Consider the following 17,725-nt stretch of genomic DNA (forward strand, 5'->3'; position numbering starts at 1 on the left):
TGCGGCCCCTGCCAAATCATTTATATCGGGCGGTGCACGCCGCCGCCCGATATTAAGGCGACAACCATGCGTTCAGGTATTGTGTTAGCCTGCTGTGCATCGGCTCTTCGCGATTGATTGCACAAAATTGCAGGCCAATGCACTGAACAGCAAAGGCCTGAATGCCTTCTGCAAGAATAAGTGGCGAGACATCCTTGCGAAACGGTTTTTCCGTCAACCAACGGATAAAAATCACAACCTGATGCTCGAAGGTCCGGGCAATCGGGCCGATCTCCTCTTTCGCGGCCGCACCCGAGTGGCGCAGGATCACATCAAAAACATATCTCTCGCTGCTCATGAAATTCATCAGCGGCATCAGCCGTTTCACGAGTTCATCCACACTGTCCGGCGGTGCCATTTCCTCAAAAGCATCAAGGTAGGTTTCGATCTCCTGACCGATCAGAAGATCCATCAGAACGTCTTTGTCCTGAAAATGCGCAAAAAAAGTGCCTTTTGCGACGCCTGCTTCGTGAACCACATCCTCCACGCGCATCGCGCCATAACCTTTTGACGCAATCGCCTTTTCTGCGGCTTCGATCAGCTTGGCGCGTGTGGCCTGACTTCGTTTTTGGACGGGTTTGCTCATGGGGCGTTCCTACAGAAATTAATGACCACGGTCAATTTATGATTGACCGGGGCGAGTCACTCAAATATGACCGCGGTCAATAAATTTGAAATCGTTAGGAAAACCCATGACCAGCAAACGTATATTTGTCTTAAACGGCCATCCCGCCGCCACGTCCCTTACCAAAACCATGGCGCAAACTTATGCTGCGGCCGCCCAAAAGGCCGGACATGAGGTCCGCATCACCCATCTGCATGATATTGATTTTGATATGGATTACGGGTTCGCGGGGTATGCGCAGCACAAACCCTTGGAGCCTTGCCTTGAGGCCGTTCAGGCCGACATCGAATGGGCCGAGCATGTGGTGTTGACCACGCCGATGTGGTGGGGCGGCCTGCCGGCCAAGCTTAAAGGGCTGATCGATCGGGTCTTTCTGCCGGGATGGGCCTTTGACACCAGAAAACGGACACTCGGGATGCCGCAACCCATGCTGAAAGGGCGCAGCGCAAGGGCGATTGTTCTTTCCGACACGCCCGGTATTTTCTTTTCCCTGTTCTACCGAAACGCACTGTTGCGCCAGATCAAGGGGCAGATATTCCGGTTTGTCGGCTTTAAACCGGTCAAAATCAGTCATTTCGCACCGGCGGGCAATGCCACCCCCGAAAAGGCGAATAAGTGGCTGGGTAAGGTCGAAGCCATCGCGCGCGAAGGCGCTTAGCCCTATCCCAGCGGGACGACATCACGTGTTTCTTTGCTGCAATTCCCTTTAGGGACAAAGAAGCCCCAAGTCGTCCCGCTACAGCAACGACAATTGCGCCCCCGGCAGAACCGGCGCACGAAACAGATCGCAGCGCATCGGTGGCGCATTCGATTTCAGGCCCAAGCGTTTGATCGCCAAAGCAAACCGCTGGGCCACCATATCCGCATAAGGTCCCTCGCCGCGCATCCGGCGGTGCCACGTGGCGTCATATTCCTTGCCCCCGTGCATTTCGCGCAGCCGGCTCATGATCCGTGCGGCGCGGTCAGGATAATGCAGTGCCAGCCATTCCTGCACCAATGGCGACACCTCTTGTGGCAGGCGCAACATGATCCAGCTCGCGGTGCGAGCACCTGCATCTTTGCCAGCGGCCAATATCGCCTCAAGCTCGGGATCGGTCAGGGCCGGAATCATCGGAGACGCCATGATCCGCACGGGTATCCCCGCCTCCGCCAGCCGCCGGATCATCACCAAACGACGCGCCGGCGCGGGCGCGCGCGGTTCCATCAATCGCGACAGCTTTGCATCCAGCGACGTGACCGAAATGCCGACACGCACCAGACCGCGCTGTGCCATCGGGGCCAGAATATCAATGTCGCGTTCGATCAAGCTGCCCTTGGTGACAATGGCCACCGGATGGGCCGCATCTGACAGCACCTTCAGGCAGTCGCGCATGATTCCATGTTGTTTTTCAATCGGCTGATAAGGATCGGTGTTCGTCCCGATGGCGATCGGTGCCACCTTGTAGCGTTTCGCCGCCAATTCGCGCTGCAACACCGCCGGGGCGTCGGGCCGTGCAATCAGTTGTGTTTCGAAATCAAGCCCCGGTGACAGCCCCAGATAGGCATGTGAGGGCCGCGCAAAACAGTAAACACAGCCATGTTCGCAGCCGCGGTAAGGGTTGATTGACCGGTCAAACGGCAGGTCCGGCGAGCGGTTATAGGTGATGACAGACCGCGGTGTTTCGATCCGCGTCTGCGTGCGCAAAACCGGCAGGTCGTCATCGCGCTGCCAACCGTCATCCACGGCCTCGCGGGCATGACGTTCAAAACGACCGGCGTCATTACTGACCGCCGCGCGTCCTTTTATGCGGTACATGTTTTCTTCACGATCCATATCCCAAAATAGAACAAACAAAGAACGACCGAAAGGGAAAACGGCACCTGCCCGTCTATCCCCCTGTCCATATGCACAAAATTCATGATCAACGTGAGAAGAATGCGTCGCACATACCCCGCCCGATGTCGCTATTTGCGTGTCAATTTGGTGTGTTTCGTGACAATAAGAAACATGGGCCATGCGCCAGCACGATACGCATAGAGGAAATGCCAATGTCCGAAGAAGACGAAATCATCCTGTCCGAACTCGACGACGAAGAACTTGTTCAACAGATGTTCGACGACCTTTATGACGGCCTCAAGGAAGAGATCGAAGAAGGCGTGAACATTCTGCTGGAACGCAAATGGGCCCCCTATGATGTGCTGACAAAAGCGCTGGTGGGCGGCATGACCATTGTGGGGGCCGATTTCCGCGATGGTATCCTGTTTGTGCCAGAGGTGTTGCTGGCCGCCAACGCGATGAAGGGTGGCATGGCCATCCTGAAACCTCTGCTGGCCGAAACCGGTGCGCCCCGTGTGGGCAAGATGGTGATCGGCACCGTCAAAGGCGACATTCACGACATCGGCAAGAACCTTGTCGGAATGATGATGGAAGGTGCAGGATTTGAAGTTGTCGATCTGGGCATTAACAACCCCGTCGAAAACTATCTGTCAGCGCTCGAGGCCGAAGACGCTGATATCCTTGGCATGTCCGCGCTTTTGACCACAACCATGCCTTATATGAAGGTTGTGATCGACACGATGGTCGAACAGGGCATCCGCGATGATTTTATCGTGCTGGTTGGCGGCGCGCCCTTGAACGAAGAGTTCGGCAAAGCCATAGGCGCCGACGCCTACTGTCGCGACGCGGCCGTTGCGGTGGAAACCGCGAAAGAATGGGTGGCCCGCAAACACAATCAGACCCAATCGGCCTGATCATGCTGCGATAACGCATTTACGGGCCTCGCTGAAACGCGGGGCCTTCTTTGTTCCCCTTGCTGCCCCTAGGTTGATTGCGAAGAGGAGACCACATTGCCCTTTCGCCTATTCGCCCTGATATTTGTCAGCGCTCTTGTCGCGGCAGCCGTCACTGTCTGGCTGGTGAGCCTTGGCCGGCCTGCCCTGTTGGTCGCGGCGATCCCCGCCTTTTTGATCGCCGCCCTTGCCTACAGGACCCTGCGCCGATGATCCCCACAGACGCCCAATTGACCGAAGAAGGCCTGCCGCTCGACATCGCCAAGGGGCGCATCCTGCTGATCGCCTGCGGCGCTCTAGCGCGCGAAATCATCGACCTGAAAGCGGCGAATGGTTGGGATCATCTGGATCTGACCTGCCTGCCCGCCAAATATCATCTTTACCCTGAGAAAATCACTCAAGCCGTGCGCGACAGCGTCAACAAACACCGTAACGCCTATTCAGAGATTTTTGTGGTCTATGCCGATTGCGGAACCGGTGGTCTGTTACAGGCCGCTTGCGATGAAATGGGCGTGCAAATGGTTGCCGGACCGCATTGCTACAGCTTTTTCGAGGGCAATGACGCTTTTGCCGAAAAGGCGGATCGCGAGTTCACCAGCTTTTATCTGACCGATTTTCTGGTGCGCCAGTTTGATGCCTTCATCTGGAAGCCCATGGGGTTGGACCGCCATCCCGATCTGCGCGATATGTACTTTGGCAACTATGAAAAGCTGATCTATCAGGCCCAAACGGATGACCCAGCGCTGACTGCCAAAGCACAGGCATGCGCCGCGCGGCTTGGCCTGCCGTTCGAGCGTCGGTTTACCGGTTACGGCGATCTGCACACGGCGCTGGCAGACCTGAGCACAACCCAAGGTGACATTCAGAGTTGATTGATCGCCTAATTGGCGTAGTCTGTTAGCATGGACCCGATACGACACACGGTTGAGGACGCGGAAACACTGATCGCCAAAGGCTATTTCGAGGCGGCAGCACAGCGGCTGGATCGGGCGATTGAACGCTACGGCGCACGCCCTTGGCTTGTTGGTCTGCGCCACAAACACCGTCTGGAACACGTGCCGACCGGCCAAGCGGCACAACCACAATCGGCGGGGGATACAAATTATGCCAGGCTCTCAACGGCATCCGCACAGCCCTACCAAGTTCAAAGCCTTTCGGATTGGCCGCCCTTCCAACCGCCCCTGCCACCGGACGTCGGGGCCTATTACATGTTCCACGACACCATACCGGATCAGCCCCCGCAGCCGGCGCGCCGCTTGTATCGCATCCCCAATGCCACACTCAGTATTGATCGCACCCGCGGCCGGCTTTCGGGGTTCTACATCTTCGATGAGGAAGGCAACCACCTGCCCGAGTTGTCCTTCGGCACGACGCCCTTTCGTTTGCGCAGCGGTATTCACAACCTGCACCAGCCGGTCGGTTTCATCGACGACCGGTTCTCCAAATTCAACGTTTGCCATCTGTGGTTCGACAAACTGCCGCGCATCTTTGAGCTGCGCGAGGGAGCCCCTGATCTGTCGCAGTTTCTGATGACAACGGACACCAGCTATACCGCTGAAATCATGGAGACTTTGGGGATTTCGCTTGTCAGTCACAGCGGTTTTACCGGCCCCGAAATAACCCTGCGCATGCCCGAACTTGTGATCAGTTCGAATTCGGTGCGCACCGCACATCCCGCCCATCAGTGTTACCGCCACTTTGCCCGTCCTGTCGCCGCCCTGAACACGGCGTCCCTTGCCCCCAAAACACCGACCAGACGGATTTATATTGACCGCAGCGCTGCGGCGACACGCCGTTTGATCAATGCAGACGCAATTTGGGCCGTGCTGCAAGCGCGCGGGTTTGAGGCGCTGCGGCTTGAAGATCTGTCATTCGCCGAACAACGCAGTGCCTTTGCCAATGCGCAAGCGGTGGTCGGTGTGCACGGCGCGGGACTGGCGAATGTGATTTTCTGCCAAACCGGCACGCCGGTGATTGAAATCCTGCCCGCCACCTATGCCACGCGCGCGTTCTGGTATGCCGCCGCGTATTTTGGCCTGAGCTATCGCCCCCTTGTCGCTGCCCTGTCGCCAGATGCAGCCCCAGTGGATTATGCGCGCTTTGTGCAAAAACGCGACCAACAGAACCGTGCAGACGTCTATGTCGATCCGGCCAAACTGTCGGCGCATCTGGACCGCGTTCTTCAGGTGGCGGATTAGGTCGCGGCTGCGGTCTCCCGCACCCGTTCAATCATCGCGCGCAACCCGTTGGAACGCTGGGCAGAAAGGTGATCGTTCAAGCCCAAACGCCCCATTTCGGCGCGCGCATCGACCGCCAGCACTTCTGCGGGGGTCAGCCCGTTATAGAGAATCCGCAGCACCGCGATCAGCCCCGACACGATCATCGCATCGGACGCACCGTCGAAATGCAGCTTGCTGTCTTCGACTTGGGCATGCAGCCAGACCTGCGAGGCGCAGCCGTCCACCTTGGTCGCAGGGACGCGCAACGCCTCTTCAAGCGCCTCCATCGCCTTGCCCTGATCAATCACATGGCGGTAACGGTCTTCCCAATCGTCCAGAAATTCAAAATCCTCGACAAGCTCTTCAAACGCGGCATTGGCCATCTGTACACCTCTTTCGACTTGCCCCAGACCTAGGAGCGCAACCGGCAAAGGTCCAGCCCCCTTCCCAAGGCCCACATGATAGGGTACTCAAATCCCGAGCAGATTTTCCAAGGCGGCCCCCATGCGCAAGACAATTCCACTCCTCCTCGCAACGACCCTTGGCTTGGGTGCCTGCACCACGCTCAGCGAAAGCCGCGTGAACCCGCTGAACTGGTTCGGCCAGTCGCGATCGGAACCGGTGGCACAGGTCGTTAATACGAACCCGCTAATTCCCAGAAGCGGCGGATTGTTTGCCAATAGACGTGCGGCTGATGCGGTTTATAACGGGCGTCCCTTTGAACAGGTCACCAATCTGACGATCGAACGTGTCCCCGGCGGTGCGGTTATCCGCGCCACAGGTCTGGCCGCCCGCCAAGGCATTTATGCGGTGCAGTTGACGCCTGAAAACGAGGAAGAGTTGCCGGTAGACGGTGTATTGACCTACCGGCTTGAAGGGGTGCGTCCGACGGCCGCGACGGCCATCGGGACCAAACCGACACGCGAAGTGATTGCAGCGCGTCACGTAACCGACCAGCAGTTGGCAGGTGTGCGGCGCATCCGCGTTGAGGGTCAACTCAACGCGCAGGTCGCCAGACGCTAAGCGCGGTTACTTCGCCGCTGTCACGATGATTTCAACAGTGAATTCCGGCTTGGCCAATTTGGCCTCGCCGCAAGCACGTGCGGGCGCATGGCCTTCTGGCACCCAAGCGTCCCAAACGCCATTCATCTCGGCAAAATCATCCATGCTGTGCAGCCAGATGACGGATTGCAGGATGCGCGTCTTGTCTGATCCGACTTCGGCCAGCAGCGCGTCAATCTGATCCAGACAATCCTGCGTTTGCTGCGCAACAGAGGCACCAGCAGTGCCGACCTGACCGGCCAGATAGATCGTATCGCCATGGGTCACAATCTGGCTCATACGTTGGTTGGAATGATAGCGCGTGATCTCGGACATCGTATTTTCCTTGTTTATCAAAATATTGGGCTTAGGTCTTAAACCTCGACCACTTGCACATCGTTGCCGTTCGCCGTCAGCGCAATCTTGCCCTCGCACAGGCGCAACGCATCGGTGCCAAACACCTCAAGCCGCCAGCCCTTCAAGGCCGGCACATTGCGCATGCCCCCCGCGATCGCATCCAGATCAGACGCCGGTGCGATCAGTTTCGCCGCAACGCCGGCCTGTTCGGTTTTCGCCTTCAGCAATACCCGCAACAGGTCAGCCAACGCAGGGTTGACCTGCAGTTTTTCGCGGCTGCGGTCGGGTTTTGGCAGGTCTTCAGGCTTTGCTTTTACGCCCTTGGCGATCCCGGCCAGAATACCTTCGGCGATGTCGCCCTTCCGGGCTTCGCGCAACAGCAACCGCGCACGGCTTAGTTCTTCGTGGTTGGTGGGTTTCAGACTGGCCAGTTCAACCAGCGCATCGTCCTTATACACACGGTTGCGCGGCACATTGCGTTTCTGCGCGTAATCCTCGCGAAAGGCCGCCAGTTCGCGCACAATGCCAAGGAATTTCGGCGAATTCGTCCGCGTCTTGACCCGTTTCCATGCATCTTGCGGCGCTGTGATATAGGTGTCGGGCGAGGTCAGGATGGTCAGCTCTTCCTTGACCCAACGCGCCCGCCCGCTTTCTTCCAGCTTTTCGGCCAGAAACTCGTAAATCTGGCGCAGATGCGTCACGTCGGCCAGCGCGTATTTCTTTTGCGCTTCAGACAAGGGGCGGCGCGACCAATCGGTGAACCGCGATGACTTGTCTACGCCCTCATGGCAAATCTTGCGCACCAGTGTTTCATACCCCACCTGTTCGCCAAAGCCGCACACCATGGCCGCGACCTGTGTGTCAAACAGCGGTTCAGGAAAGACCTGCGCATCGACAAAGAAAATTTCCAGATCCTGACGTGCCGCGTGAAATACCTTGACCACAGATGTGTCGCGAAACAGATCATAAAGCGGTTCAAGTGAAATACCGTCAGACAAGGGATCCAGCAAAACCGCGCCGGAATCGTCAGTTCCCGGCATCGCCAGTTGCACCAGACAAAGCTTGGAGTAATAGGTCCGCTCGCGCAAAAACTCTGTATCTACAGTGACATAGGGGTGCTGTGCGGCCTGCGCGCAAAATTCAGCGAGGTCGGCGGTTGTTGTTATTGTTTTCATGGTCTCACTTCGCGAAGAAAAGTCTGTCCTGTCTATCCTGAATAGCTACATCACAGGAAAATGATTGACCAGTCAGCCTTGCAACAACAACGGCTTGCGGTTGCCTGCAGCAAAGCGGCGCAATACGGCAGGATAAAGCTGGTGTTCCAGCGTGAGCACCCGCGCCGCCAGCGTTTCAGCGGTGTCTTCGGCGGCGATCTCCAAGCTGGCCTGCCCAAGGATCGGCCCGTCATCCAGCGCCGCTGTGACCTCATGGACCGTACAGCCGTGGCGCGCATCGCCTGCATCCAACGCGCGTTGGTGCGTGTGCAAGCCTTTGTATTTAGGCAGTAACGACGGATGGATATTGATCATCCGGCCCGCCCATTGGTCCGTAAACCCCCCCGTCAGTTTACGCATGAAACCGGCCAGACAGATCATGTCAGGCGCATGCGGGGCCAAGACGGCGCTGATCGCTTGCTCAAACGCTGTGCGATCCCCCGCAAAGGGACGGTGATCCACCACTTCTGTGGGAATGCCGCGCGCTTTTGCCCATGCGATCCCGCCGGCATCAACCTGATTTGAAAACACAACACAGGGCCGCGCGGGGTGGTCTTGTGACGGAGGTGCGTCCGGCGCTGTCATATCTTCGACCAGCGCCCGCATGTTGGACCCGCCACCGGACAGGAAAATCGCAACCCGTGTGGTCAAAGCAGACTGCCCTTATAGGTGACCCCTGCCCCTGCAGTGATCCGACCCATTTCAAAGGCATGATGACCGTCTGTTGCAAATGCCGCCTTTGCCGCGTCGACCTGATCGGCGGCAACAACGGAGATCATGCCAACACCGGAGTTAAAGGTTTTAAGCAGTTCGGCCTCGGCCATGCCGCCCGTGGCTGCCAACCATTTAAAGACCGGCGGTAAATCCCATGCGGTCAGGTCAATCTCGGCCCCCAGACCTTCGGGCAGAACCCGTGGCAGGTTTTCGGTAAGCCCCCCGCCGGTGATATGGGCCAATGCCGCGACGCAATCGCCCCGCAAGGCCGCAACCGCACCTTTGACGTATAGTTTTGTCGGCGTCAGCAGCGCCGCACCCAGCGTGCCCTCGCCCCACGGACAGGCATCTTCCCACGCCAGACCGGAGGTTTCGACAATCCGGCGCACCAGTGAATACCCGTTGGAATGCACACCATCGCTGGGCAAGCCCAACAAAACATCCCCCTCAGAGACATCGCGCGGCAACTCCGTGCCCCGCTCCATTGCACCAACAGAAAAGCCCGCCAGATCGAAATCACCGGCATGATACATCCCCGGCATCTCGGCGGTTTCGCCGCCGATCAGCGCGCAACCGGACAGGGCGCAGCCCTCGGCGATGCCTTCGATGATGCGCGTCGCCTGATCCAGCTCCAGCTTGCCGGTTGCGAAATAGTCGAGGAAAAACAATGGTTCAGCCCCTTGGCAGACCAGATCGTTGACGCACATCGCCACCAGATCAATGCCAATCCCGTCGACATTGCCGGTGTCAATCGCGATGCGCAGCTTGGTGCCCACACCGTCTGTGGCGGCGACCAGCACTGGGTCGACAAACCCCGCAGCCTTCAGATCAAACAGCGCGCCGAACCCGCCTAAACCGGACATGGTGCCGGGCCGCGCGGTACGTTTTGCCGCCGGTTTGATCCGCTCAACAAGCGCGTTTCCTGCGTCGATATCGACGCCTGCATCAGCGTAGGTCAACCCGTTCTTTGTCATGCGTGATCCCCAGTGTTCAGACAATGACGCCGCGATACCCTATCAACCCCAGCCAAGCAACCACGCGGGTGCCGACAAATGCGCGCGAGAACGAAAAACGGAGGGCACATGGCCCCCCGTTCAAATGCTTTGCCCGAATGTGCGCCGGTTCAGTCGGAAACCACCTGAAAATCCACACGCGACTGCGGCAGCCCCGGTTCGCCGTCTACGTTGACCGCGTAAGAGGGCGCGCCGACCAAAATCCGGCCTTGCGTGTAGCCCGCCGACAACAAGGCATTGCGCATCGCCAAGGCCCGCAGACGACCCGTAGAAACATTTTCGCGATTGCCCGCACGATCAGAGTGTTGCCCGACAATGCGCAGCCAAGCGCCGTCACATTGAGCCACTTCAGTAGCAAGTGCGATCACCGCGCCCATTTCACCCGCAGGTGCAATGATCGACCCCGGTGCGTAGTACTGGCGCGCCAACGCCGCTTTGGTTGCCAGCTCCGCCACGCAATCCGCCGCGACAGGTTCCTGCCACGGCTTGGCGGAAAAGTTCACGCTGGCTTTCTGTGCCGACTGAACAATCGAAAACTCGACACGACGGTCGTAATAGGCGGCCGTTTTCTCGCCCCTGACATTGGAGGGGCGCGTATCGCCAAACCCGACTGCCGCAAAACCGGCGGTGTCGATGCCAGAGGCGGCCAGACGGTTGATCACCGCTTCCGCGCGCTGCTTGCTGAGCACCTGATTTGAACGCGAATCCCCTGACGGATCGGAATGGCCTTCGACCTGCACGCCGAATCCGGGGCAGTCTTTCAGGACCATGCCAAGCAAACGGGCGGCAGACAGGCCTGCTTCCTCGGCGGACAGGCCACCCGTCGGGAAATATATCCGGGCGGAAGCGGCCAATTCACCCAGTTCCTGTTCGCAATTGTTCGCCACCGCCAGATTCGCCTGCGCTGAAGCAAAGAAATCTGCCGCACTATCGCTGTCAAACGGCGCAACCTGAGCGGCAGGCGCAACCTGCGGTGCCGGTGCGACCTCTAGCAGATCAACGGGTGCGTTTCGCGTCACATCAACCGAAGCGGTATCCGCTGTGGCAGGATCGACGTCGGTGGCAGCCGCCGTCGTATCGATCGGGTTGGCCAATGCAGCGACCACCGAAGCGTTGAACTCCGCAAGCCGTTGTTGTTCAAACTGCGCGTCTGTGATTTCGGTCTGCTGTCGGTCTGATCCGAAAAACGAAAAACCGTTTTCGCGGTCCAGAAACCCCGTTGCGACCAACACAATCGCGGCTGTCGGCGCGATCCAGACAATATTCTCCTTGAGAAATGACATTCTTCTTTAGTCCCCCCACTAAAATCTTCAGTTCTTTTGTTTTTAATCAGCAGCACTCACAAATACACAACCTGTAGTGTAGGGTCCCGGGCGATTGGTCAAGATAAAGTAGGCAAATCAAGGGAAAAGTGCCAATATTTTCGGCGGGATCACCCGTTTGAGGTGGGTTCGATGGCAGGGTCAGGCAAAACCACATTGCCACCCTCAAATTGCGCCGCCCCGACGGTTACGGCGCAAAAACACGTGCCAAGCCTTGACGAAACCATTACCGCAGAATACCCCCAGCGCCATGGCGGGCCTGTAGCTCAACTGGTTAGAGCAGAGCGCTCATAACGCTTTGGTTGCGGGTTCAAGTCCTGCCGGGCCTACCATTTCACCGCCAGTTCGCCGCTGCCCTAACGGGGTGCAGCTATCGATTGGCACTGACGTACCAGTTCACCGTCATTTCAACGACCGTATCACCGGACGAATCACGGATATCTACCTGCACGTCAAATGCGACTTTACCCTCCGCGCTGATTGCTGCCATCAAAGCCGCACCGTCCCGCGACGTTTTGGCGTGCGCTGTCAGCTTGCCCTTGGCCACCTTTTTGAACGCGATACTGGCAACAGCTGCAACAGGGCGCATGTTCAGGATGACCGGAGCCAGCGCCCCCGCCATCGCTGCACCGGATGCCGCCTCGCCCAGCGTGAACATCGCGCCTGCGTGCATCGACTGGATGTGGTTGGACACTTCGTCGCGCTGGTCCAGTTCCGCGCTGGCCGTCCCATCCGCGATCTCGAGCAGTTTAACGCCGACGTGGTTGGCAAATGGCACAGCAGTGTCGAGGTGGGATTTGATCATGTCGAATGGGGTCACGGGATGCTCCTGTCGTTGTTGCGCGCAAGGTGACGGGTTCACCTGAGCACTGCAATCCTTCCGCAGGGTCGCTGCGGTCTTTCAATACAGGCGCATCCTAGCGCGCGATCACGATGTCGGCCCGCAACCCGCCCATGCGGCGCGATTCGCCCAGACGCAGCACCCCGCCATGCGCACGCGCAATATCGGTCGCAATCGCCAGACCCAGACCAACACCGCCGCCCAGATCCTGATTGCGCGACGGATCAAGACGGGTAAAGGCGCGCGTGGCTTCGGCGCGCCGGTCTTCGGGGATGCCCGGCCCGTCATCCTCGACCCTGAAGCGCAGCGTTTTATCGGTCAGCATCACAGACACCTCCGCCCGCGCGCCGTACCGCACCGCATTGGAGATCAGGTTGTCAATCGCCCGCCGTATCGCCACCACCCGCAATTTAACCGTGCCCCTGCCGTCCCCTTCACGGTCAAGCAGGACAACGTCACGTCCACCGCGTTGCGCTTCGGTCACGATCTCGTTGACAAGGTCATAGGGTGTCACGTCCTCCGGCGTACCCTCGGCCGCCCCTTTGGCAAAATTCAGGAATTCATCCAGCATGCGCTGCATGTCATCCACGTCCTGCATCAAGGGGTCGGCCTCGTCGTCCTCAAGCATCGACAGGCTAAGCCGCATCCGTGTGAGCGGCGTCCGCAGATCATGGCTGACCCCCGACAACATCAAGGTGCGCTGTTCAATGTGACGCTCGATCCGGTTGCGCATGTCAATAAAGGCATTGCCGGCGCTGCGCACCTCGACCGCACCTGACGGTGAATAGGGTTCATGCCGGCCCCGCCCGAAAGATTCAGCCACCTGAGCCAGACGTTTGATCGGCCGCAACTGGTTACGCAGATAAACAAAGGCGATGAAAGTCATCAGGAAGCCGAAGAAAATGGTGTAAACAAACAGCTGGTGTGGATTGCTTGCTGAAATCCGACGCCGGTCAAAGGAGATTTCCAGCGGTCCTTTTTCCGTCTGCACAAATACCCGAACGAGGTTGCTGTTGTTCAGATCCAGCGCCTGAAACCCCGCCAGATGATCCGCTAGACGTCTGGCACTGACCCGCCCCGAATAATCATACCACCGCATCCGGTTGCCCGCTGGCAGGTCCGCCTTCTCCACCGGTGTCACATCAATGGCCAGCGCCCCCAACTGCGCCGCGACTGCGGCGGGTACGCCCGCGCGATTTGGTGCGTCCTCGACTACTTCAAGCACCAGCGCCAGTTCACGCAGCACCGTATCGGTCATCTGATGGGTCACGCCCTCAAAATGGCGCTGCGCAAACAGCACGGTGACAACCAGCTGGATGATCACAACCGGCAACAGCAGGATCAGCGCGGCCCGCCCGTAAATGCCGCGCGGCATATAGTGTTTGAGCCAGAGGAAGGACATGAGGTAGAGCTTAGCCACCACGCCCCCCTAGTGAAAGGCCAAACCATGCTGCCCCCTGACGACTTTGACCCCGCCATTGGCATTGCCGAAGATCTGGAAGCCGGTTTGCGCAGAATCGTCGCGCCGAATCCGTCGCCAATGACCTACCGTGGCACGAACACCTATCTGCTTGGCACGCGCGGCCTTGCGGTGATCGACCCCGGTCCCGAGGGCGCGGCTCACCTACAGGCGATTCTCGATGCGGTGGGGCCGGATCAGAAGATTACCCATATCATCGTGACCCACACCCATCTTGATCACTCCCCCCTTGCGCGTCCGCTGGCAGATGCCTGCGGTGCGCCCATCTATGCTTTCGGGGATGCCACCGCGGGACGTTCCGCTGTGATGCAAACACTTGCAACCGGCGGCCTGATCGGTGGCGGCGAAGGCATCGACGGCGATTTCACCCCTGACAACCTGCTTGCCGATGGCGCGGTTTTGCAGGGCGACGGATGGCAGCTCGAAGCGCTCCACACGCCCGGTCATATTGGCAACCACCTGTCGCTTGCATGGAAAGACGCCTGTTTTACGGCAGATCACGTCATGGGCTGGGCGTCGTCGCTGGTTTCGCCACCGGACGGTGACCTGACGGATTTCATGGCCTCCTGCGCGAAACTGGCCGCGCGCGACTGGCGTGTTTTCTACCCCGGCCACGGGGCCCCCGTCACCGACCCTGCCGCACGTCTGGATTGGCTGATCAGCCACCGCATGTCGCGCGAGGCCGCCATTTTGCGGGCGCTGGAGTCAGCCCCCGCCACTGCCCGCACCATCGCCGAGCAGGTCTACGCGGGAACGCCCCCCGCGCTGCTAGGGGCCGCAACCCGCAATGTTCTTGCCCACCTTGTTGATCTCACGGGAAAATCCCGCGTTTCCCCGCTCGGTCCGCTGCATGCAGAGGCCGAATTCCAGCTCGCCGTAAGGTAAGGCAAAAAATATCTGACATTCGTACCAAAACCCTCTGGACGCCGCAAAACACTTTGGCTATTACGCCCTTACCGTTCCGACGTAGCTCAGCGGTAGAGCAGTTGACTGTTAATCAATTGGTCGTAGGTTCGATCCCTACCGTCGGAGCCATAAAAAGCCACTGAGCTCAATAGCTTAGTGGCTTTTTTGCTTTTCAGATATTGCAGGTCTCAAACCCGATGAACAAACGTCGAAGAACGAACGGCGTCCGATAGCTTCACGAGGTCGCCGGCCACACGCGTTGGCAGCCGATACCACGGGTTATGGATCATCCTGACGGCACGGTGCACCAGCACCATCCATCGGAGTGCCTATTCTTAACAGACACACTGTAGCCGACACAAAACCGCGCATCGGTTCAGTCGGATTTCAAACGGGCAAAAAAATCGGACGCCCCCCAACTGCAAACGGCACTGGGACAGGTGCCCTTTTGCTTAGGCCATTTCAACCGCAATCGCAGCCATCTGCATGATCGCATCGCGCGAGTCGGCCACAGCGATGAACCGTGCGTTGTGGCAGAATTTCGCGCCCTTCACGCCGCTGGCGTCTTCCAATGCTTCATTGGTCAGGCCGGCCCAAGCGGCAGGCAGATCAGCGCGTTGCTCAAACGTGTCCTTGGACAGCTTGATACCGCCAATCGTCCACTCCTCGCCGCGCGGGCAAACGACGAACAGGATGTGATCTGCCCCTGCCTGATCCAGCGCAGCTGCATAGGGCATGCCCATTGGCAATTCCAGAATGGCAGAGCTACCCGCCGCAGCGATGGCATCCAGAACGATGCTCTGCGCGCGGGCCTTTGCGGTCATGTTGCGGATCTGCGCTTCGATAAAGGTGCTGACGATCGGCAAGGCGGCAACGAACGCATCGTCATCCGCCGTGGGTGATGTGTCGTCAAACACAGGCTTGAGGCTGCCCAGGAGCGCAGGCAGGGTCAGCCCGGACAAGGGCCCCGCCACGGAGGGTTCAATCGCGCCATTGTCCAGAAGGTCGATCGGCAGGACAAATTTCGAATCAAACTTGGTATGGATCGCATCAATATCCTGCGCAGGCACCGACAAAGCAGCCAGATAATCGCGCCCGTATTGCGCCCAGATCAACCCGAAAGAGCTGTAGGGTTGCCCGTCTTCACGCAAAGGGCTGGGCCGCTGGTGGTGATCAAATATTTGCGCTTCGCTGTCATAGGCACCGCCCACATCATAAATGATCTTGTCAGGTGCAGGTGTCAGCCATTGGCGATCCCGCGTGCGGCGCAGCTCTGCGTCAGGGAAAAGCCGGGTCAGGATGGCGGAAGACAAAAGTTCATCGGCGTGAAAGCCACCGGAATGGGTGACGAGGTAAGCAATGCTCATGGAAGCGCTCCAATAGGGTCAAATGGCACAGGCGGCGCGCGTGCCCCCCCTGATCGGGTCAGGGTCAGCCTTTCTCAGATGTGACGGAGCAGAGCAAGTCTTGGTTGGGCGAGAAATCGCGGTAATCTGCTGTGGGATCTGCTGGATGCCGCTTGAACCCCGCGCCGATGCAGGCCAGCTTGCTGGTATGACATTGAACATTTCATCCGACGACCTTACGGTTACGATTCTGCCTCGGGGGGCCACGCTCAACGACATCCGGTTGCGACAGCAAAACCGCCCGCTTGTTTTGGGCTTTCGCGATGCGCAAGATCATCAGAGAATTCCGGTCTGTGCCGGTGCGATCGTCGGCCCCGTTGCGAACCGCATCACAGGGGGTAAGATCGAGATCGATGCAACTCCCTATCAAATGCCGCTGAACGAGGCGGGGCGCACGTCCTTACACTCGGGACCTGCCGGTTTGCACACGCTAACGTGGGACGTGATTGAACATAGCAGCAGCCTGCTGAAACTGGCGGTTACACTGGCTGACGGGGATCACGGGCTGCCGGGGCTGCGCCGGATCACAGCGCAATACAGCCTTGAAGGCCCTATTCTGAGGCTGGAAATGACGGCCACCACCGACCGGCCCACGCCGATGAACCTTGCCCATCATCCGTATTGGAACTTGGGCGGCATGGACATCGCTGACCACCAGCTCCAGCTGGCCGCCGACCACTATCTGCCAACCGACGCACACAGCCTGCCCACAGGGCATATCGCGCCAACATCGGACACGCTGTTCGATTTCACGGAAGCCAAACGCATCCCGCTGTCCCCTGCCCTTGATGTGAATTTCTGTCTATCCCTGCCCGTCACTGCCGACCCTGCCCCCTGCGCCACGCTGACCGGCCGCGACGGCACCCGCCTTGATGTCGCGACGACAGCTGCCGGTTTGCAGGTCTATGGCGGCGCATTTCTGCCCGATCGCAAGGGTGTCTTGCACGAGGCCAAAGACTTGCGTCCCTACGGCGGGATTGCCCTTGAACCGCAATGCTGGCCGGACGCCCCGCACCAGCCGCATTTCCCGCAGATCACGCTGCGCCCTGATGAGGTCTGGCAGCAAATCACAACTTACAAGATCTCTCCGCCGCCAACTTCATAACACTTAGCTAAAATCCGCGACAAAGTTTTGCCACATTTCCGCCCCTTTGGGGCCCAGCTTTTCAGGCAGCTTGGCTGTATTGGCTGGTCTTTCACCCATCCGGCCGCAACTCAGGAGCAGCCCGATGGCACGCCTAGACACCACAAAAACACCTGCCCCCCCCGCCCCGAAACCTGTTTCAGGGGCGCAAGCCAGCCCGCCAAAGCCAAACCCGAAGCCGGTTTTCACGGATTACGCCAGCCTTTGACGCCAGCGTTTGACGGGTGACACCGCGGCACGAACCACGATAGGTTTGCCTGCATGTCGACACCTGTTTCCACCATCCGCAACCTTGGCCCCGCTTTCGAGGCCAGTTGCACGGCAGCCGGTATCAAAGATGCCGAAACGCTTCGCGCCTTGGGGCCCGACGCGGCCTATGCCAAAATCCTGCGCACAGGCACAAAACCACATTTCATCGGTTATTACGTGTTGGTGATGGCGCTTCAGGGCCGTCCCTGGAACGATTGTAAGGGCGACGAAAAAGCCGCCCTGCGCAAAAGGTTCGACACCTTGAAAGCGGTCAACAAGCCAAGTGCACAAAATGCGCTCGACCAGTTGCTGGATGATATCGGCGTGCGCAAACCCTGATCACGCCGTAAGTCTCCCAATAAAAAAGGCCGCATCGCTGCGGCCCC

General features: G+C 58.8%; 21 protein-coding genes and 2 tRNA genes. 11 read left to right on the top strand and 12 right to left on the bottom strand.

Annotated features, from left to right (window positions below):
* Positions 1 to 52 precede the first annotated feature (52 nt).
* Positions 53 to 625, bottom strand: a complete 573-nt coding sequence (locus tag Z947_RS0113885; RefSeq protein ID WP_025044896.1) for a TetR/AcrR family transcriptional regulator — start codon at positions 623 to 625, stop codon at positions 53 to 55.
* 106 nt (positions 626 to 731) lie between these two features.
* Here Z947_RS0113885 and Z947_RS0113890 point away from each other — a divergent pair, with 106 nt between their 5' ends.
* Positions 732 to 1,322 (top strand): NAD(P)H-dependent oxidoreductase, encoded by a 591-nt coding sequence (locus Z947_RS0113890; RefSeq protein WP_025044897.1) that lies wholly within the window; start codon positions 732 to 734, stop codon positions 1,320 to 1,322.
* 78 nt (positions 1,323 to 1,400) lie between these two features.
* On the opposite strand, the gene Z947_RS0113895 is transcribed toward Z947_RS0113890, so the two are convergent.
* Positions 1,401 to 2,477, bottom strand: a complete 1,077-nt coding sequence (locus Z947_RS0113895) for a PA0069 family radical SAM protein (RefSeq protein WP_025044898.1) — start codon at positions 2,475 to 2,477, stop codon at positions 1,401 to 1,403.
* Positions 2,478 to 2,692: 215 nt separating this feature from the next.
* Between Z947_RS0113895 and Z947_RS0113900 the strand changes: the two genes are divergently transcribed.
* The 4 genes from Z947_RS0113900 to Z947_RS0113915 all read left to right on the top strand — a co-directional run bounded on the left by Z947_RS0113900 (position 2,693) and on the right by Z947_RS0113915 (position 5,631).
* A complete protein-coding gene (locus tag Z947_RS0113900) occupies positions 2,693 to 3,394 on the top strand; it encodes a corrinoid protein (RefSeq protein ID WP_025044899.1) in 702 nt (233 codons plus the stop codon).
* A 96-nt stretch (positions 3,395 to 3,490) separates the two neighbouring features.
* A complete protein-coding gene (locus Z947_RS22120) occupies positions 3,491 to 3,646 on the top strand; it encodes a hypothetical protein (protein ID WP_156026661.1) in 156 nt (51 codons plus the stop codon).
* On the top strand, positions 3,643 to 4,305 hold the full coding sequence (locus Z947_RS0113910) for a DUF1638 domain-containing protein (RefSeq protein ID WP_025044900.1): 663 nt from the start codon (positions 3,643 to 3,645) through the stop codon (positions 4,303 to 4,305). Before Z947_RS22120 ends, Z947_RS0113910 begins: the two co-directional genes overlap by 4 nt.
* Before the next feature lie 30 nt (positions 4,306 to 4,335).
* Entirely contained in the window at positions 4,336 to 5,631 is a 1,296-nt protein-coding gene (locus Z947_RS0113915; protein ID WP_025044901.1) for a glycosyltransferase family 61 protein, read from the top strand.
* Here the strand turns inward: Z947_RS0113915 and Z947_RS0113920 are convergent.
* The gene (locus Z947_RS0113920; RefSeq protein ID WP_025044902.1) at positions 5,628 to 6,035 is read right to left on the bottom strand and encodes a SufE family protein; all 408 of its coding nucleotides are present in this window, start codon (positions 6,033 to 6,035) and stop codon (positions 5,628 to 5,630) included. The two genes, Z947_RS0113915 and Z947_RS0113920, sit on opposite strands and share 4 nt — an antisense overlap.
* A 121-nt stretch (positions 6,036 to 6,156) precedes the next feature.
* Here Z947_RS0113920 and Z947_RS0113925 point away from each other — a divergent pair, with 121 nt between their 5' ends.
* The gene (locus Z947_RS0113925) at positions 6,157 to 6,675 is read left to right on the top strand and encodes a hypothetical protein (RefSeq protein ID WP_025044903.1); all 519 of its coding nucleotides are present in this window, start codon (positions 6,157 to 6,159) and stop codon (positions 6,673 to 6,675) included.
* Positions 6,676 to 6,681: 6 nt separating this feature from the next.
* On the opposite strand, the gene Z947_RS0113930 is transcribed toward Z947_RS0113925, so the two are convergent.
* The 5 genes from Z947_RS0113930 to Z947_RS0113950 all read right to left on the bottom strand — a co-directional run bounded on the left by Z947_RS0113930 (position 6,682) and on the right by Z947_RS0113950 (position 11,274).
* Positions 6,682 to 7,029 (bottom strand): RidA family protein, encoded by a 348-nt coding sequence (locus Z947_RS0113930; protein ID WP_025044904.1) that lies wholly within the window; start codon positions 7,027 to 7,029, stop codon positions 6,682 to 6,684.
* Between the two features lie 38 nt (positions 7,030 to 7,067).
* Positions 7,068 to 8,225 (bottom strand): ribonuclease D, encoded by a 1,158-nt coding sequence (gene rnd, locus Z947_RS0113935; protein WP_025044905.1) that lies wholly within the window; start codon positions 8,223 to 8,225, stop codon positions 7,068 to 7,070.
* Positions 8,226 to 8,297: 72 nt separating this feature from the next.
* Positions 8,298 to 8,915, bottom strand: coding sequence for a phosphoribosylglycinamide formyltransferase (gene purN / locus Z947_RS0113940; RefSeq protein WP_025044906.1), 618 nt, complete (start codon positions 8,913 to 8,915; stop codon positions 8,298 to 8,300).
* Positions 8,912 to 9,952, bottom strand: coding sequence for a phosphoribosylformylglycinamidine cyclo-ligase (gene purM, locus Z947_RS0113945; RefSeq protein WP_025044907.1), 1,041 nt, complete (start codon positions 9,950 to 9,952; stop codon positions 8,912 to 8,914). The genes purN and purM overlap by 4 nt, the downstream gene beginning before the upstream one ends.
* Before the next feature lie 149 nt (positions 9,953 to 10,101).
* Entirely contained in the window at positions 10,102 to 11,274 is a 1,173-nt protein-coding gene (locus tag Z947_RS0113950) for an OmpA family protein (protein WP_025044908.1), read from the bottom strand.
* A 294-nt stretch (positions 11,275 to 11,568) separates the two neighbouring features.
* On the opposite strand from Z947_RS0113950, the gene Z947_RS0113955 reads away from it, so the two are divergent.
* A tRNA-Ile gene (locus Z947_RS0113955) sits at positions 11,569 to 11,645 on the top strand.
* 38 nt (positions 11,646 to 11,683) lie between these two features.
* Here the strand turns inward: Z947_RS0113955 and Z947_RS0113960 are convergent.
* Both Z947_RS0113960 and Z947_RS0113965 read right to left on the bottom strand, forming a co-directional pair.
* Positions 11,684 to 12,133, bottom strand: a complete 450-nt coding sequence (locus tag Z947_RS0113960; protein ID WP_025044909.1) for a DUF4442 domain-containing protein — start codon at positions 12,131 to 12,133, stop codon at positions 11,684 to 11,686.
* A 97-nt stretch (positions 12,134 to 12,230) separates the two neighbouring features.
* A complete protein-coding gene (locus Z947_RS0113965; protein WP_025044910.1) occupies positions 12,231 to 13,556 on the bottom strand; it encodes an ATP-binding protein in 1,326 nt (441 codons plus the stop codon).
* 45 nt (positions 13,557 to 13,601) lie between these two features.
* Here Z947_RS0113965 and Z947_RS0113970 point away from each other — a divergent pair, with 45 nt between their 5' ends.
* On the top strand, positions 13,602 to 14,519 hold the full coding sequence (locus Z947_RS0113970) for an MBL fold metallo-hydrolase (protein WP_025044911.1): 918 nt from the start codon (positions 13,602 to 13,604) through the stop codon (positions 14,517 to 14,519).
* 75 nt (positions 14,520 to 14,594) lie between these two features.
* A tRNA-Asn gene (locus tag Z947_RS0113975) sits at positions 14,595 to 14,669 on the top strand.
* A 323-nt stretch (positions 14,670 to 14,992) separates the two neighbouring features.
* Here the strand turns inward: Z947_RS0113975 and Z947_RS0113980 are convergent.
* Positions 14,993 to 15,907 carry an MYG1 family protein gene (locus Z947_RS0113980; RefSeq protein ID WP_025044912.1) on the bottom strand — a complete coding sequence of 305 codons (915 nt, stop codon included), beginning with the start codon at positions 15,905 to 15,907 and terminating at the stop codon, positions 14,993 to 14,995.
* A gap of 145 nt (positions 15,908 to 16,052) precedes the next feature.
* On the opposite strand from Z947_RS0113980, the gene Z947_RS0113985 reads away from it, so the two are divergent.
* Complete coding sequence (locus tag Z947_RS0113985; RefSeq protein WP_162171875.1) at positions 16,053 to 17,051, top strand: aldose epimerase family protein; 999 nt, start codon at positions 16,053 to 16,055, stop codon at positions 17,049 to 17,051.
* A 3-nt stretch (positions 17,052 to 17,054) separates the two neighbouring features.
* Here the strand turns inward: Z947_RS0113985 and Z947_RS22180 are convergent, their stop codons facing one another.
* Positions 17,055 to 17,279: a hypothetical protein gene (locus Z947_RS22180; protein WP_025044914.1), complete on the bottom strand. Its 225-nt coding sequence runs from the start codon at positions 17,277 to 17,279 to the stop codon at positions 17,055 to 17,057.
* A 72-nt stretch (positions 17,280 to 17,351) separates the two neighbouring features.
* Here Z947_RS22180 and Z947_RS0113995 point away from each other — a divergent pair, with 72 nt between their 5' ends.
* Entirely contained in the window at positions 17,352 to 17,678 is a 327-nt protein-coding gene (locus Z947_RS0113995) for a TfoX/Sxy family protein (RefSeq protein WP_025044915.1), read from the top strand.
* Positions 17,679 to 17,725: the final 47 nt, after the last annotated feature.

The organism is Sulfitobacter geojensis (assembly GCF_000622325.1).
Lineage (GTDB): Bacteria > Pseudomonadota > Alphaproteobacteria > Rhodobacterales > Rhodobacteraceae > Sulfitobacter > Sulfitobacter geojensis.

Coding starts and splice junctions, on each gene's coding strand:
- Z947_RS0113980 (WP_025044912.1), bottom strand. CDS start 15,907: ATGAGCATTGCTTACCTCGTCACCCATTCCGGTGGCTTTCACGCCGAT.
- Z947_RS0113925 (WP_025044903.1), top strand. CDS start 6,157: ATGCGCAAGACAATTCCACTCCTCCTCGCAACGACCCTTGGCTTGGGT.
- Z947_RS0113895 (WP_025044898.1), bottom strand. CDS start 2,477: ATGGATCGTGAAGAAAACATGTACCGCATAAAAGGACGCGCGGCGGTC.
- rnd (WP_025044905.1), bottom strand. CDS start 8,225: ATGAAAACAATAACAACAACCGCCGACCTCGCTGAATTTTGCGCGCAG.
- Z947_RS0113950 (WP_025044908.1), bottom strand. CDS start 11,274: ATGTCATTTCTCAAGGAGAATATTGTCTGGATCGCGCCGACAGCCGCG.
- purM (WP_025044907.1), bottom strand. CDS start 9,952: ATGACAAAGAACGGGTTGACCTACGCTGATGCAGGCGTCGATATCGAC.
- Z947_RS0113995 (WP_025044915.1), top strand. CDS start 17,352: ATGTCGACACCTGTTTCCACCATCCGCAACCTTGGCCCCGCTTTCGAG.
- Z947_RS0113900 (WP_025044899.1), top strand. CDS start 2,693: ATGTCCGAAGAAGACGAAATCATCCTGTCCGAACTCGACGACGAAGAA.
- Z947_RS0113915 (WP_025044901.1), top strand. CDS start 4,336: ATGGACCCGATACGACACACGGTTGAGGACGCGGAAACACTGATCGCC.
- Z947_RS0113965 (WP_025044910.1), bottom strand. CDS start 13,556: ATGTCCTTCCTCTGGCTCAAACACTATATGCCGCGCGGCATTTACGGG.
- Z947_RS0113920 (WP_025044902.1), bottom strand. CDS start 6,035: ATGGCCAATGCCGCGTTTGAAGAGCTTGTCGAGGATTTTGAATTTCTG.
- Z947_RS0113985 (WP_162171875.1), top strand. CDS start 16,053: ATGCCGCTTGAACCCCGCGCCGATGCAGGCCAGCTTGCTGGTATGACA.
- Z947_RS0113930 (WP_025044904.1), bottom strand. CDS start 7,029: ATGTCCGAGATCACGCGCTATCATTCCAACCAACGTATGAGCCAGATT.
- Z947_RS0113970 (WP_025044911.1), top strand. CDS start 13,602: ATGCTGCCCCCTGACGACTTTGACCCCGCCATTGGCATTGCCGAAGAT.
- Z947_RS0113885 (WP_025044896.1), bottom strand. CDS start 625: ATGAGCAAACCCGTCCAAAAACGAAGTCAGGCCACACGCGCCAAGCTG.
- Z947_RS0113910 (WP_025044900.1), top strand. CDS start 3,643: ATGATCCCCACAGACGCCCAATTGACCGAAGAAGGCCTGCCGCTCGAC.
- Z947_RS0113890 (WP_025044897.1), top strand. CDS start 732: ATGACCAGCAAACGTATATTTGTCTTAAACGGCCATCCCGCCGCCACG.